Source organism: Stenotrophomonas sp. Pemsol, from assembly GCF_003586545.1.
GTDB lineage: Bacteria > Pseudomonadota > Gammaproteobacteria > Xanthomonadales > Xanthomonadaceae > Stenotrophomonas > Stenotrophomonas sepilia.
On sequence record NZ_CP025780.1, the window covers coordinates 3608362 to 3622798 of the forward strand.

A 14437-nucleotide genomic window follows, 5' to 3' on the forward strand; every position below is an offset into this window, starting at 1 on the left:
GAAACGAGAATGGTTGTCAATCAGAGACCTGAACCATTCTCGATACCGTTCACAGTCGGATTGACCGGCCCGCCGGACAGCCCGGTCCTGCTGGAAACAGCCGGCGGGGACGCGTTGTGACGGATCGGCCCGCAGCCTGCGTGGGCTCCCATTCAAACCGCCCCGGACTCCCCCTTGGCCTTGCGCGGCCAGTAGCCGCCGCGCTTGGGCGTGCGCTTCCGGGGCCTGTCGTGGCCGGCCGCGTGGCCCGGCATCCAGGCCTCGGCGGCACTCTTGGGCATGGCGCTGACGCCCTGCCCGGCCACCCCACGCGCCAACGGCGCCAGGTGTCGCAGCGCGCGCGCATAGACGCCACGCTTGAACATCACTACGTGCTCCACCGGGTACCAGAAGTCCACCCACCGCCAGTGGTCGAACTCGGGCGAGTCGGTATGGTCCAGCTGCACATGCGATTCATCGCCGGTCAGGCGCAGCAGGAACCAGACCTGCTTCTGCCCGATGCAGACCTGCCGTTCATTGCGGCGGATGGCCCGCGCCGGCAGCTTGTAGCGCAGCCAGCCGGGCGTCGCCCCGAGCACTTCCACGTGCTCAGGCAGCAGGCCGGTCTCTTCCTGCAGTTCACGATACATGGCCTCGACAGGCGTCTCGTCGGTGTTCATGCCGCCCTGCGGGAACTGCCAGCCGTCCCGGCGCACGCGTCGTGCCCAGAACACCTGGCCGTCCTGCCGCATCAGCACGATGCCGACGTTCGGTCGATAGCCGTCCGGATCGATCACGATGCGGACTCCTAAGAAAATCTACTGGTCGGGACTATCCCATGCCCTCTGTCGGCCCACAAGCACGGCACAAAAGTGTTGACAGGGCCGATACACATCCGCAGAATAGCGGGCTCACCAAGGCTATGTAGCTCAGCCGGTTAGAGCACAGCACTCATAATGCTGGGGTCGGTGGTTCGAGTCCACCCATAGCCACCACATTGAAAATCAAGTTGTTTTTCAGTGTGAAAAGTGAGAAAATAGTTGCACGTTTTGCCCCGTCGCCAAGCGGTAAGGCACCTGACTCTGACTCAGGCATTCGGTGGTTCGAATCCATCCGGGGCAGCCAAACAAAAAAGAAAAAAGCCTGATCGAAAGATCAGGCTTTTTTCTTTTTTGTTTTGGTCGCGCATCCCCACCTTATCCCCGCGCCTGTCGGCGCGCCCCCTTGAACATCAAGGGGGCTCTCCTCCAGAGAGGGATCCGGGGTCGGATCCTTTTCCAAAGGAAAAGGCTCTGACCCCACCCCATCGCCGGCCACTGGCCGGCAACCTCGAAATGCACAGCCCCAGAACGACAAAAGCCCGGCCGAAGCCGGGCTTTTGCTTTCCCATCCAGCGGGCTCCCGAAGGAGCCCAACCAGGCGCGGTAGATCAGCGCTTGGAGAACTGGGTGGCGCGGCGGGCCTTGTGCAGACCAACCTTCTTACGCTCGACTTCACGGGCGTCACGGGTCATGAAGCCAGCCTTGCGCAGCTCGGACTTCAGGGTTTCGTCGTACTCGACCAGAGCACGGGCGATGCCCAGACGGATCGCACCGGCCTGGCCGGTGGTGCCGCCGCCAGCGGCGGTGACCAGGATGTCAAAGCTTTCGGTGTTCTTGGTCAGCTCGAGCGGCTGGCGCACGATCATGCGCGCGGTCTCACGACCAAAGAACTCGTCCAGCGGACGACCGTTGACGGTGATGTTGCCCGAACCCTTGCGCAGGAACACGCGAGCGGTGGAGGACTTGCGGCGGCCAGTGCCGTAGTTTTGAGTGATAGCCATGATTAGATATCCAGAACCTGCGGCTGCTGTGCGGCGTGCGGATGCTCAGTGCCGGCGTAGACCTTGAGCTTGCGGTACATCTGGCGACCCAGCGGGCCCTTCGGCAGCATGCCCTTGACGGCGATCTCGATCACGCGCTCCGGGTGGCGCTCCAGCGCCTGGGCCAGGGACTCGGTCTTCAGGTTGCCGATGTAACCGGTGAAACGGTGATACATCTTGTCCTGCAGCTTCTTGCCGGTGACGGCAATCTTTTCTGCATTGATGACGACCAGGTAGTCGCCGGTATCAACGTGCGGGGTGTAGACCGGCTTGTGCTTGCCACGCAGACGGCGGGCCAGCTCGGTGGCGAGACGGCCCAGGGTCTTGCCCTCGGCGTCGACGAGGTACCAGTCGCGCTGGACGGTCTCGTTCTTGGCAGTGAAAGTGCTCATGAAGAACTCTATGTTAGGTCGGGCTCATTGCGGCGAACGGCTCGCCGGAACTCTGCCACGCGTTGTGAAAGGTGAAGCGTAAGAGGCGGGATTGTACGCAGGTCAAGCCCCCGGTGCAAGCCGGCCATGTCCCGGGTTGGCAGGGGGCCGGAGCCGGGGGAGAATCGAGGGGTCTTCCGTCCCACCGCGTACCGCCATGACCGTGCTCCGCCAGACCACACCGCTGGACCATCTGCTGACCGAAGCGCAGCGCGCCTTGGACACGGTGTTCGGCAACCCGCCGGCAGCCCGCCCCTACCCGGCCGCGGACACCAGCGAGCCGGGCATGGACAACGCTGAACGCCGCCACGCGGCCGGGCTGATGCGGATCAACCACGTCGGCGAAGTCTGCGCACAGGGCCTGTATTTCGGGCAGGCCGCCGTGGCCCGCGACCCTGCCACGCGTGAACACCTGCTGGAAGCGGCCCAGGAGGAGACCGACCACCTGGCGTGGTGTGCCACCCGGCTGGGCGAGCTGGACAGCCGCCCGAGCCTGTTCAACCCGCTGTGGTACGCCGGCAGCTACACCATCGGCACCCTGGCCGGGCTGCGCGGCGACGGCTGGAACCTCGGCTTCGTGGTCGAAACCGAGCGCCAGGTGGAAGCCCATCTGGACGAACACCTGGTCGATCTGCCGGCCGGCGACCTGCGCAGCCGTGCGGTCATCGAGGTGATGAAGGAAGACGAAGCCCGCCATGCGGAGCACGCCGAGCAGGCCGGCGCACGCCGCCTGCCGTTCCCGATCCCGGGCGTGATGGCGCTGGCCTCCAGGGTGATGAAGACCATCGCCTACCGCATCTGAAGGGTCGCCCGCACCAACGGTGCGGGCCTACCAGGAGGTGCGGGGGGCGACGGTGGGGGCCCGACCGTTGGTCGGGCCATCAATCAGTTGGGCGAGACCAGCTTCAAGCCGATCACGCCGGCCACGATCAGGCCCACGCAGGCCAGGCGGGCCGGCGACGCACTGTCATTGAACAGGTAGATGCCGAGCACAGCCACGCCCATGGCACCGATGCCGGTCCAGATCGCGTAGGCCGTACCGACCGGGATGCTCTTCATCGCCTGGCTCATCAGGTACAGGCTGATCAGGGCCGATACCACCGTGGCAACGGTGGGCAGGGGTTTGCTGAAGCCTTCGGAGTACTTCATTCCGAGGGCGAAACCGATCTCGAACAGGCCGGCCAGCAGCAGGTAGATCCAGGGCATGGGTGGGGGCTCCTTACCTTTTTTTGAGAAAAACGAAACGGCCCGGTGTTTTCACACCGGGCCGTGGGTCGGTACATCACCGTGGAACTGTAACGCGTGCGGGGCACTGGTTCCACGGGGCGGGTCGTCCCGCCTGGGTGGCGATGCCTGCGGGCATCGCACATGGGGCTTACTCGGACAGGTTCCGGCCGTGGAACAGCTCTTCGATCTCGCGCTTGAGCAGCGCTTCGATCTTCATGCGTTCCTTGAACGACAGGTTCTTGGCCTTTTCCTCGAACAGGTACTGGTCCAGGTCGAAGTCCTTCAGGTGCATCTTCGTGTGGAAGATGTTCTCCTGGTAGACGTTGACGTCGAACATCTCGTAACGCGACTTGATGTTCTTGGCCAGGAAGTTCTGGATCGAGTTGATCTTGTGGTCGATGAAGTGCTTCTTGCCCTTCACATCGCGGGTGAAGCCACGGACGCGGTAGTCCATGATCACGATGTCCGACTCGAGGCTCTCGATCAGGTAGTTCAGGGCCTTCAGCGGGGAAATGACGCCACAGGTGGCCACGTCGATGTCCGCGCGGAACGTGGCGATACCTTCCTGCGGATGGGTTTCCGGGTAGGTATGGACCGTGATGTGGCTCTTGTCCATGTGCGCGACCACGGCGTCGGAGATCAGCTCCTTGCCGGCCAGCTTCTTGTCGATCACCGGTTCTTCGGAGATCAGGATGGTCACCGAGGCACCCTGCGGATCGTAGTCCTGGCGGGCCACGTTCAGGATGTTGGCGCCGATGATCTCGGCGACATCGGTCAAGATCTGAGTCAGCCTGTCGGCGTTGTACTCTTCATCGATGTATTCAATGTAACGCTGACGCTCCTCTTCGGTGCGCGCGTAACACACGTCATAGATGTTGAAGCTCAGCGCCTTGGTGAGGTTGTTGAAACCCTGCAGCCTCAGGCGAGGCAACGGCTTGACCACGGCGGTCGATTCCTGTGTAAGAAGGGAAAGGGGGAATTATGGGGCAAACTGCCCCCGGGGGGAACGTGAAGACGCAAGAGTTCTGGCACACTGTTTGCCCTTAACAATTGCGCTGGTTAAGCTCCGCTATCGACCCCGTGAATCCGTTCATGCGCAGAGGGAGCGCTCCTATCGTGTCAACCGTGCGCCTAGCTAGCAGTCCACTGGCCCTGGATATCGCCACAATCGATCGTTTCCTGGCGCACAGCCACAGGCGGCGATATCCCACCCGTACCGACGTCTTCCGGCCCGGAGACCCGGCGGGAACCCTGTATTACGTCATCAGCGGCTCGGTTTCGATCATGGCCGAGGAAGATGACGATCGCGAGCTTGTGCTGGGCTACTTCGGTGCCGGCGAGTTCGTCGGCGAGATGGGCCTGTTCGTCGAATCGGACCGCCGGGAGGTGATCCTGCGGACCCGTACCGCCTGCGAGCTGGCTGAAATCAGCTACGAGCGCCTGCATCAGCTGTTCCTCGGCCCGCTGTCGGCCGATGCCCCGCGCCTGCTGTACGCGCTGGGCCAGCAGATTTCCAAGCGCCTGCTCGACACCAGCCGCAAGGCCAGCCGCCTGGCATTCCTGGACGTGACCGACCGGATCGTGCGCACCCTGCACGACCTGGCGCAGGAACCGGAGGCGATGAGCCACCCGCAGGGCAGCCAGCTGCGCGTATCGCGACAGGAACTGGCGCGACTGGTCGGCTGCTCGCGCGAAATGGCCGGCCGCGTGCTGAAGAAACTGCAGACCGACGGCCTGCTGCATGCCCGCGGCAAGACCGTGGTGCTGTACGGCACCCGTTGATTGCAAGGCAACCCAAGGCTGCCGAGCCATCCTGTAGAGCCGAGCCGACGCTCGGCTGCTGTCCGTCGAAGGCAGCCACGCATGGGTTCAGCTCTACACGGCCCCTGCGCGGCCCGCTGGGCTAGGCTCGGTGCATGGAGCTGAGCAGCGAATTCTGGTGGTTCATCCTCATCGGCCTCGGCGCACAGCTGGTGGACGGTGCATTGGGCATGGCGTTCGGCCTGGTGTCCTCGTCGGTGCTGCTGAGCATGGGCCTGCCCCCGGCGCAGGTCAGCGCCAGCATCCACACCGCTGAAGTGTTCACCACGGGCGCCTCGGGGGTGTCGCACCTCGCAGCCGGAAATGTCGATAAACGCCTGTTCCTGCGCCTGGCCCTGCCCGGCGCAGTGGGCGGTGCACTGGGCGCGTACGTGCTCACGCAGGTCCCGGGCGAGATCATCCGGCCACTGATCTACCTGTACCTGCTGGTGCTGGCGATCATCATCCTGGCCCGCGCCGCTGGGCGCTGGATGCCCCAGGGCGAGATCCGCCGGGTACCGGTGCTGGGCTTCTTCGCCGGCCTGCTCGACGCCAGCGGCGGCGGTGGCTGGGGGCCGATCGCGACGTCCACCCTGCTCGCCCGCGGCGGCCAGGCGCGCACCACCATCGGAACAGTCAACGCAGCCGAGTTCGTGGTCACGTTGACGGTGTCAGCGACCTTCCTGTTGTCGATGGGCGTGCAGCACCTGCAGATCGTTGCCGGCCTGCTGATCGGCGGCATGATGGCCGCTCCGGTGGCAGCAATCCTGGTCAAGCGGGTGAAGGAGCGCTGGGTGCTGGTGGCCGTGGGCGTGCTGGTACTGGGCATCAGCCTGTTCCAGATCGGGCATGCGGTGCACGGGTACCTGGGGCGCTGAGCGCTTGCCGGCCAGCGGCCGGCACTACCGGAACGGAGAAGGGTCGGCACAACCGCGACGGAGAAGGGTAGCGCCGGCCGCTGGCCGGCAGATCCGTCATCGTGCGATGGGGTCAGAACCCCCATGGGATCTGGCCCCGGGCTACGCCTTGTCGCCGCCGCGATCCACGCATCCCCAGTTGAGGATGCGGGTGCCGGCCGGCAGCACGCGGCGGAAGAACGCCACCCGCCCCGGCTTCGGGTTCACCACCACCGGCGCCTTGGCCGCCAGCAGCAGCGGCAGGTCGGCGGTGCTGTCGGAATAGGCGATATCGATGTCGCCATAGCCGCGCTCGCGCAACATGCGCATCTTCTCTTCGTTGTGGCAGTGACGGGTGGGACCGACGCCGCCCAGCCGCGGGCCGACCTCGGTGCCGATCACCGGCACATCCTGATGGGCCACGAAGGCCAGGATCGCGCGGGCCAGCTCCGGCGGCGCGCCGGTGGCAACCACCACGCGATCGCCTTTGGCGCGGTGCGCGGCGAACACTTCCAGCGCCTGCGGCAGCAGCTTGGCGCGCATCTGCGCCTGGTTGCGCAGCACGTAGGCGTCGATCACCTTGTTGAAATCGCGCGCACGGTGCAGGCCGAAGCTGCCGATCCACACATAGACCGAGATGCCCGCGCGACGGGTCGGCAGCATCGCCACCATCGGCCCGGCGATCGGCGTGACCAGCAGCGCCGCCAGCATGCGCAGCGGGTTGCGCTTGATCAGCGAGGCGAACAGGTGGGTACCCGAATCGCCGTCGTAGAGGGTGTGGTCGAAGTCGAAGACCACCAGCGGCGCATCCTCGCGCGGCGTCGGATAGTGCGTTGTCATGTTGCGAAGAATAGCTGACGCAGGCCCTCGCCCGGCTCTTCCACGCGCATGAAGGCCTCGCCGACCAGGAAGGCATGGATGCCGGCGTCGCGCATCAGCGCCACGTCCTGCGGGCCGAGGATGCCGCTTTCGGTGACCAGCAGGCGGTCACGCGGCACGGCCTGCTGCATATCCAGCGTGGTCTGCAGCGACACCTCGAAGGTGCGCAGGTTGCGGTTGTTGATGCCGATCATCGGCGCCGGCACCTGCAGTGCGCGCTCCAGTTCGTCGATGTCGTGCACTTCCACCAGCACGTCCATGCCCAGCGACAGCGCCAGTTCCGACAGCGTGGCCAGCTGGGTGTCGTCCAGCGCGGCGACGATCAGCAGGATGCAGTCGGCGCCCAGCACGCGTGCCTCGTACACCTGGTAGGCGTCGATCACGAAGTCCTTGCGCAGCACCGGCAGCGTGCAGGCTTCACGGGCCTGCTGCAGGTAGGTATCGGCGCCCTGGAAGAAGTCCACGTCGGTCAGCACCGAAAGGCAGCTGGCACCACCGAACTCGTAGCTGACCGCGATGTCGGCCGGTCGGAAGTCGGGGCGGATGACGCCCTTGGACGGGCTGGCCTTCTTCACCTCGGCAATCACCGCCGGGTCGCCGTTGGTCACGGCCGCCTGCAACGCGCGCACGAAGCCACGTACCGGCGGGGCGCTGGCCACGGCGGCCTGCAGCTCCTCGAGCGGGCGCTGGGCGCGGCGCTGGGCCACTTCTTCGGCCTTGCGGGCCAGGATCGTCTGCAGGATGTCGCTCATCGTCTTCGATTCGGTGCGGGGGCGCTGAGGACGGCCATTATCGGCCATCGACGGGGTCAGGCTGAACCGCGCGCTCAGGCAACCAGCGCGCGGGTGGTCTCCACATACTGCTGCAGGCGCTGGCGGGCGCTGCCATTGGCGATGGCGGCACGGGCACGGGCCAGGCCATCACTGATGTCGCTGGCCACGCCGGCCACGTACAGCGCGGCGCCGGCATTGAGCGCGACGATGTCCAGCGCCGGGCCGGGCTCGTTGTCCAGCACCGCGCGCAGCATCTGGATGGACTGCTCCGGGCTGTCCACGCGCAGGTTGCGGCTGGCCGACATGGCGATGCCGAAGTCCTCCGGGTGGATCTCGTACTCGCGCACCTTGCCGTCGCGCAACTCGCCCACCAGGGTGCCGGCGCCGAGCGAGATCTCATCCATGTTGTCGCGGCCCCAGACCACCATGGCGCGCTCGGTGCCCAGCTCGCGCAGCACGCGCGCCTGGATACCCACCAGATCAGGATGGAACACGCCCATCAGCACCGACGGCGCGCTGGCGGGGTTGGTCAGCGGACCAAGGATGTTGAAGATGGTGCGCACGCCCATCTCGCGACGGACCGGCGCGACGACCTTCATCGACGGATGATGGATCGGCGCGAACATGAAGCCGATACCGGTCTGCTCGATGGCAGCGGCCACCTGCGCTGGCTGCAGCTCGATGGCCGCGCCCAGTGCTTCCACCGCATCGGCGCTGCCGGACTTGGACGACACGCTGCGGTTGCCGTGCTTGGCCACGCGCGCACCGGCCGCAGCCGCCACGAACATCGCGCAGGTGGAGATGTTGAAGGTGTGCGAGCCATCGCCACCGGTGCCGACGATGTCGACCAGGTGGGTGCTGTCGGCCACCGGCACCGCCAGCGCGAATTCGCGCATGACCGTGGCGGCGGCGGCGATCTCGTCGATGGTTTCCTTCTTCACCCGCAGGCCGGTGAGGATGGCGGCGGTCATCATCGGCGACACGTCGCCGCGCATGATCTGCCGCATCAGGTCGACCATCTCGTCGAAGAAGATCTCGCGGTGCTCGATGGTGCGTTGCAGGGCTTCCTGGGGGGAGAAGCTCATGGGAATGCTCCTTGGATCAGGCCGCCGGGCGCTGCAGGAAATTGCGCAGCAGGGCGTGGCCGTGTTCGGTGAGGATGGATTCGGGGTGGAACTGCACGCCTTCCACCGGGAACTGGCGGTGGCGCAGGCCCATGATCTCTTCGATCGAGCCGTCCTCGTTCTCGGTCCAGGCGGTCACTTCCAGGCAGTCCGGCAGACTGTTCTTGTCCACCACCAGCGAGTGGTAGCGGGTGGCCTGGTAGCGGTCCGGCAGGCCGGCGAACACGCCCTTGCCTTCATGGCGGATCGGCGAGGTCTTGCCATGCATGATGTTGCCGGCGCGGATCACGGTGCCGCCGTAGACCTGGCCGATGCCCTGGTGGCCCAGGCACACGCCGAGGATCGGCGTGGTCGGGCCCAGCCGCTGGATCAGCTCCAGCGACACGCCCGCTTCGTTGGGGGTGCACGGGCCGGGCGAAATGACGATGCGCTCGGGCTTCTGCGCGGCGATCTCGTCCACGCTCATCGCATCGTTGCGCACCACCTTCACCTCGGCGCCCAGCGTCTGCAGGTACTGCACGAGGTTGTAGGTGAAGCTGTCGTAGTTGTCGATCATCCACAACATGGTCAGGTTCCGTCGCTTATCAGGAAAATGGCGTACACGTTTTCGGTGTAGGTGATGGGGCCGGCTTCGACCGACTCGGGCAGGCGGGAGCCCGTGGTCTCGATGCTGTTCATCGGTGCCTCGGGCGCGGGCGGCGAAGGCGGCGTCACCAGATCCCCACTGCTCGGCCAACTGCCGGCCTGGATGCCATAAGCAAAGTTCGGCGCTACGTCGGAGATGCTGTACAGGCCGCGCAGCCGGGTGCCGTAGGCCTTGGCCAGGCCCTGCGCGGACTGGCGGGTCTGGGCTGCGGCCTCGCCCTTGAGTTCGCGCCGCAACGCCGCTTCGTCCGAGTAGGTCGGCGCCATGCTGCTGACCTGCACGTTCTCGTTGGCCTTCAACGCACCCAGCACGTCCTGCATCGCCTTCACGCTGGCGAAGCTGGCGCGCAGCTGGCGCGACACGCGGGTACCGATGAAGACCTGCCGGTTCTGCTCATAGCGCGTCGCCGGGCCGATCCGCAGGTTGTCCGCACGCACGCTGCCCTCCACCGCCTTGTGCTGCTTGAACAGCGCCAGCACGCGGGCCACGTTGCCCTGCACGCGGCGCCGCGCGGCGTCGGCATCCATGTCGGTCTCTTCGATGTTCAACTGCAGGCCGAAGCGGTCGGGCATCACTGTGCGGGTGCCCTGCCCCTTCACCAGCAGGTGCGGCTGCGAGGGGATCGTGTTGGCCTGCGCCCAGGCAGACGGGGCCATCGTGGCCAGCAGCGACGACCACAGCAATGCGCTCAGCAGCTTCATGCGGTACTCCTTGTCTTGAATGGGAACAGCGGAAGATGCCGCGGCGCAGGCCACGGCACGGGGAGCGTCACAGGCCCTTGGCGGCCTGGGCGACGGCGCGGAACAGCGCACGGCCCTTGTTCATCGTCTCGTCCCATTCCTTGTCCGGGTCCGAGTCGTAGACGATGCCGGCGCCGGCCTGCACGTACAGGCGGCCATCCTTGATGACCGCAGTGCGGATCGCGATCGCGGTATCGGCATCGCCGTGCCAGCCGATGTAGCCGATGCTGCCGGCGTAGACGTTGCGCTTGATCGGTTCCAGTTCGCGGATCACTTCCAGCGCGCGGATCTTTGGCGCGCCGCTGACCGTGCCGGCCGGGAAGGTGGCGCGCAGCACGTCGGCATAGCTCAGGCCCGGCTGCAGTTGGCCGGTCACTTCGCTGACGATGTGCATGACATGGCTGTAGCGTTCGATCACGAACTGCTCGCCCACTTCCACGGTACCGGCCCTGGAGACGCGCCCGGCATCGTTGCGGCCGAGGTCGATCAGCATCAGGTGCTCGGCACGTTCCTTCGGATCGGCCAGCAGCTCGGCTTCCAGTGCCAGGTCCAGCTCGGGCGTGGCGCCACGCGGGCGGGTGCCGGCGATCGGGCGCACGGTCACTTCGCCATCCTGCAGACGCACCAGGATTTCCGGCGAGGAACCAACCACCTGCAGGTCGCCGACATCGAGGAAATACATGTACGGCGAGGGATTCAACGCGCGCAGCGCGCGGTACACATCCACCGGGCGCGCCTTGAACGGCACGCTCAGGCGCTGGCTGAGCACCACCTGGAAGATGTCACCGGCGCGGATGTATTCCTTGCTGCGCTGGACCGCATCGACGAAGCCTTCGCGGGTGAAGCCGGAGACGAAATCCGATTCGTCCAGCACGTCGCTGTTGAGCGGCGCCGGATAGCCGGCACCCGGCGCACGCAGCTTCGCAGTCAGGGCATCCAGGCGCGCCTGCGCCTGCTCGAAGGCACCGTCGACACGCGGGTCGGCGTGCACGATCAGGTACAGCCGGCCCTTGAGATTGTCGAATACCGCCAGCTCGTTGGAGTCCAGCAGCAGGATGTCCGGCGTGCCCAGCTCATCACGGCCAGCCGGCGGGGCCAGGCGCGGCTCGATGTAGCCGATGCATTCGAAGCCGAACCAGCCGACCAGGCCGCCGGTGAAGCCCGGCAGGCCTTCCAGCTTGGGCACCGAGTGGGCGCTGCGCAGCGCCTCGACTTCGGCGAAGGGATCGGCTACCTCGCGGGTGTCCACCACCTGGCCGTCTTCGCGCACGGTCAGCGTATGGCCGTGGAAGGCATACACGCGGCGCGCCGGCAGGCCGATGATCGAGTAACGACCAAAGCGCTCGCCGCCTTCGACGGATTCAAACAGGTAGGTATTGGGGCCGTCGGCGAGCTTCAGATAGACCGAAAGCGGCGTGTCCAGGTCGGACAGCACTTCGCGGACGACGGGAATGTGGGTGTGGCCTTCAGCGGCCTGCTGCTGAAACTGAGCGTGCGAGTTCAAGACGACTTTCCTTCCGGGACACAGCGTTATGGGGGCGGACGACGGCAACGGGCCACCATCGCCACCAACGGCGTGCGGAAGAAAGAGTATGCGGGGTCGTCAGGCTGGACACCCCTCGACTGTATCGCAGCTTGCGCGGCAGGGGAACCCTGGGAAACTGAACCACCGGACGCCCGCAGTGGCCAAGGGGACTGATGACTCTACCCCTGCCCCTCCAGCAACGGGCATCCGGTCGGCAGATGCATCCGCACTCTGCCCGGCACGCACTCGACGCGGAACCGGCGAGCCTGCACCGGTTCGCCGTCCAGATTCAGGGTCAGCGCCTTGGGCGCATCGATCTGCAGCCACGACAGCCGCGCCCGTGTGGCCAGCTGTTCCAGTGCGGCCTGGGTACCGGACTTCAGCATCTGGCCGAGGGTGGCGGCGACCTCCCCTTCCAGTTCCGGAAGCACGGTCACATCCAGCAGTCCATCATCGATCAGTGCCTGCGGGCACAGCTGCTGGCCACCGCCGGCCTGCCGGCCATTGCCGATGCCGAGCGCGATGAAGTCACCTTCCCACGCGAAATCCGGGCCGGACAGCCGCGCGGCGATCGGCTCGATGCGACCCAGCTTGGCGATGCCGGTGATCACGTAGGCCAGCCCACCGAGCATCTTCTTCAATCCGGCATCGGTCTCCACCGTCACCTGCGTACCGAAGCCACCGCTGGCGAGGTTGGCGCACCACCAGGGCGTGCCATCGGCATCCACGCGCAACAGGTCGATGGACCGTGCCGGCACCTGGCCGATCAGCGCGAGGGCATCGCCGGGCTCAGTGGGAATGCCTGCCGACGTGGCGAAGTCGTTGGCGGTCCCCATCGGAATCAACGCCAGCGAAGGCAGCGCTTCCGCCGGTTCCTCACGATGGGCCAGCGTCTCGGCCACCGCGCTGAGCGTGCCATCGCCACCGGCCGCCACGATCACGTCCACACCATGATTGATGGCCTCGGCAACGTAGCGTTCGGCGTCACCGTCTTCCCAGGTCACCCGCACCTCCAGCTGCACGCCCTGCCCGCGCCAATGGCCCACGGCGTCGCGCAGTTCATCGTTGCCAGCCGATTTGCCGTTGAGGATCAGGCGCCAGCGCGGGGTGGTCATGCGGTACTTCCAGGTCAGGGCGGCACAGGCTAGCAATGCACTGTTTGCCCGCAGTGAATGTCACGCAGGTGTCATTCAGCTGCTGGAGAATGGAAGTCCATAGCAGGGACGACGGATGGAGGCAGGATCAGCCTCCCACGCATGCAGCGAGGCCACGCCAGTGATTGGCGTGGCTTTTTTTTGGGAGTGGGTACCCAGGGAGCGAACCAAGGTTCGCACCCACCGGGTTGCGGTTCGCACCCACCACACGCCTCACCCGTTGGCGAAATCGTGCAGCGCCTGCCCCTGCAGCCGGTACACGGTCCACTCGTCCTGCGGTTTCGCGCCAGCAGCGGTGTAGAACTCGATGGCCGGAGTGTTCCAGTCCAGCACCGACCATTCGAAACGACCGCAACCCTCGGCCACGGCCTGGCGTGCGATGTACTTCAGCAACGCTTTGCCGGCACCGGCACCGCGCTTTTCCTGGCTGACGTACAGGTCTTCCAGGTAGATGCCCTTGCGGCCCAGCCAGGTGGAGTAGTTGTAGAAGTACACCGCATAGCCGATGGCCTCGCCGTCGGCCTCGCAGATCAGCGCGCGGGCGGTGGCGTCGGCGCCGAACAGGCTCTCGGCAATGCCGATCTCATCGGTCTGCACCGAATGCTCGGCCTTCTCGTAGATGGCCAGCTCGCGGATGAAATGCAGGATCAGGCCAGCATCGGCCATGGTGGCCGGGCGGATGTTCAACACGGCCACCGTACTCATGGCTCAGCCCCGTGCCGCAGCGACGTTCGCGCGCATCTGCGCGATCACGTCCTGGTAGCTGGTCCTGGCGTTGAAGATGGCCGATCCGGCAACGAAGGTATCGGCGCCGGCGGCAGCGATCTCACCGATGTTGTCGGCCTTCACGCCACCGTCGATCTCCAGGCGGATGTCCTTGCCGCTGGCATCGATCATCTTGCGCACCACGCGCAGCTTGTCCAGCGCCGAGGGGATGAAGGCCTGGCCGCCGAAGCCCGGGTTGACCGACATCAGCAGCACAAGGTCCAGGTCATCCAGCACCCAGTCGAGGATGTCCACCGGGGTGGCCGGATTGAGCACGATGCCCGGCTTGCAGCCCAGCGAGCGGATCAGCTGGATGGTGCGGTGCACGTGCCGGCTCGCCTCCGGGTGGAAGCTGATGTAGGTGGCACCGGCCTCGGCGAAGTCCGGGATGATGCGGTCCACCGGCTCGACCATCAGGTGCACGTCGATCGGCGCGGTGACGCCGTGCTTGCGCAGGGCCTGGCAGACCATCGGGCCGATGGTCAGGTTCGGCACGTAGTGGTTGTCCATCACGTCGAAGTGGACCCAGTCCGCACCGGCAGCGAGGACGTTGTCGACTTCCTCGCCGAGGCGGGCGAAGTTGGCGGACAGGATGGAGGGGGCGATGAGGCAGTGGGACATGGCCGGGCCTTGCAAC

The 14437-nt window shown here is 65.9% G+C and carries 17 protein-coding genes and 2 tRNA genes; 5 read left to right on the forward strand and 14 right to left on the reverse strand.

What is annotated here, in order from left to right:
- Positions 1 to 152: 152 nt before the first annotated feature.
- On the reverse strand, positions 153 to 776 hold the full coding sequence (locus PEM_RS16650) for an RNA pyrophosphohydrolase (RefSeq protein ID WP_005419809.1): 624 nt from the start codon (positions 774 to 776) through the stop codon (positions 153 to 155).
- Positions 777 to 897: 121 nt separating this feature from the next.
- On the opposite strand from PEM_RS16650, the gene PEM_RS16655 reads away from it, so the two are divergent.
- Positions 898 to 974 (forward strand) — tRNA-Met (locus PEM_RS16655).
- Positions 975 to 1029: 55 nt separating this feature from the next.
- Positions 1030 to 1104 (forward strand) — tRNA-Gln (locus PEM_RS16660).
- A gap of 304 nt (positions 1105 to 1408) precedes the next feature.
- Here the strand turns inward: PEM_RS16660 and rpsI are convergent.
- Together rpsI and rplM are read right to left on the reverse strand one after the other, a co-directional pair.
- Positions 1409 to 1801 carry a 30S ribosomal protein S9 gene (rpsI, locus tag PEM_RS16665; protein WP_005411311.1) on the reverse strand — a complete coding sequence of 131 codons (393 nt, stop codon included), beginning with the start codon at positions 1799 to 1801 and terminating at the stop codon, positions 1409 to 1411.
- 2 nt (positions 1802 to 1803) lie between these two features.
- Entirely contained in the window at positions 1804 to 2232 is a 429-nt protein-coding gene (rplM, locus tag PEM_RS16670; protein WP_005414692.1) for a 50S ribosomal protein L13, read from the reverse strand.
- Between the two features lie 196 nt (positions 2233 to 2428).
- Here rplM and coq7 point away from each other — a divergent pair, with 196 nt between their 5' ends.
- Positions 2429 to 3073: a 2-polyprenyl-3-methyl-6-methoxy-1,4-benzoquinone monooxygenase gene (gene coq7 / locus PEM_RS16675; RefSeq protein WP_005419813.1), complete on the forward strand. Its 645-nt coding sequence runs from the start codon at positions 2429 to 2431 to the stop codon at positions 3071 to 3073.
- Between the two features lie 83 nt (positions 3074 to 3156).
- Here coq7 and sugE read toward each other — a convergent pair whose 3' ends face one another.
- Both sugE and speD read right to left on the reverse strand, forming a co-directional pair.
- Positions 3157 to 3477 carry a quaternary ammonium compound efflux SMR transporter SugE gene (gene sugE, locus PEM_RS16680; RefSeq protein WP_005419816.1) on the reverse strand — a complete coding sequence of 107 codons (321 nt, stop codon included), beginning with the start codon at positions 3475 to 3477 and terminating at the stop codon, positions 3157 to 3159.
- 169 nt (positions 3478 to 3646) lie between these two features.
- A complete protein-coding gene (speD, locus tag PEM_RS16685) occupies positions 3647 to 4441 on the reverse strand; it encodes an adenosylmethionine decarboxylase (RefSeq protein ID WP_005411315.1) in 795 nt (264 codons plus the stop codon).
- Between the two features lie 149 nt (positions 4442 to 4590).
- Between speD and crp the strand changes: the two genes are divergently transcribed.
- Together crp and PEM_RS16695 are read left to right on the forward strand one after the other, a co-directional pair.
- Positions 4591 to 5280 carry a cAMP-activated global transcriptional regulator CRP gene (gene crp, locus PEM_RS16690; protein WP_010482649.1) on the forward strand — a complete coding sequence of 230 codons (690 nt, stop codon included), beginning with the start codon at positions 4591 to 4593 and terminating at the stop codon, positions 5278 to 5280.
- 134 nt (positions 5281 to 5414) lie between these two features.
- Complete coding sequence (locus tag PEM_RS16695) at positions 5415 to 6176, forward strand: sulfite exporter TauE/SafE family protein (protein WP_065178879.1); 762 nt, start codon at positions 5415 to 5417, stop codon at positions 6174 to 6176.
- A 141-nt stretch (positions 6177 to 6317) separates the two neighbouring features.
- On the opposite strand, the gene PEM_RS16700 is transcribed toward PEM_RS16695, so the two are convergent.
- From PEM_RS16700 to rpe, 9 genes are all read right to left on the reverse strand, one after another.
- Positions 6318 to 7034 carry a haloacid dehalogenase-like hydrolase gene (locus PEM_RS16700; RefSeq protein ID WP_005419826.1) on the reverse strand — a complete coding sequence of 239 codons (717 nt, stop codon included), beginning with the start codon at positions 7032 to 7034 and terminating at the stop codon, positions 6318 to 6320.
- Entirely contained in the window at positions 7031 to 7825 is a 795-nt protein-coding gene (gene trpC, locus PEM_RS16705) for an indole-3-glycerol phosphate synthase TrpC (RefSeq protein WP_111129242.1), read from the reverse strand. Before trpC ends, PEM_RS16700 begins: the two co-directional genes overlap by 4 nt.
- A 74-nt stretch (positions 7826 to 7899) precedes the next feature.
- A complete protein-coding gene (gene trpD, locus PEM_RS16710) occupies positions 7900 to 8931 on the reverse strand; it encodes an anthranilate phosphoribosyltransferase (protein WP_111129240.1) in 1032 nt (343 codons plus the stop codon).
- 16 nt (positions 8932 to 8947) lie between these two features.
- Positions 8948 to 9535 carry an aminodeoxychorismate/anthranilate synthase component II gene (locus PEM_RS16715; protein ID WP_005419831.1) on the reverse strand — a complete coding sequence of 196 codons (588 nt, stop codon included), beginning with the start codon at positions 9533 to 9535 and terminating at the stop codon, positions 8948 to 8950.
- Between the two features lie 2 nt (positions 9536 to 9537).
- Entirely contained in the window at positions 9538 to 10317 is a 780-nt protein-coding gene (locus PEM_RS16720; protein ID WP_111129238.1) for an SIMPL domain-containing protein, read from the reverse strand.
- 67 nt (positions 10318 to 10384) lie between these two features.
- On the reverse strand, positions 10385 to 11860 hold the full coding sequence (trpE, locus tag PEM_RS16725) for an anthranilate synthase component I (RefSeq protein ID WP_065178876.1): 1476 nt from the start codon (positions 11858 to 11860) through the stop codon (positions 10385 to 10387).
- Between the two features lie 200 nt (positions 11861 to 12060).
- Positions 12061 to 12996: a lipid kinase YegS gene (gene yegS / locus PEM_RS16730; protein ID WP_111129234.1), complete on the reverse strand. Its 936-nt coding sequence runs from the start codon at positions 12994 to 12996 to the stop codon at positions 12061 to 12063.
- A 252-nt stretch (positions 12997 to 13248) separates the two neighbouring features.
- Positions 13249 to 13731, reverse strand: coding sequence for a GNAT family N-acetyltransferase (locus tag PEM_RS16735; RefSeq protein WP_111129232.1), 483 nt, complete (start codon positions 13729 to 13731; stop codon positions 13249 to 13251).
- A 12-nt stretch (positions 13732 to 13743) separates the two neighbouring features.
- On the reverse strand, positions 13744 to 14421 hold the full coding sequence (gene rpe / locus PEM_RS16740) for a ribulose-phosphate 3-epimerase (RefSeq protein ID WP_005419843.1): 678 nt from the start codon (positions 14419 to 14421) through the stop codon (positions 13744 to 13746).
- Positions 14422 to 14437: the final 16 nt, after the last annotated feature.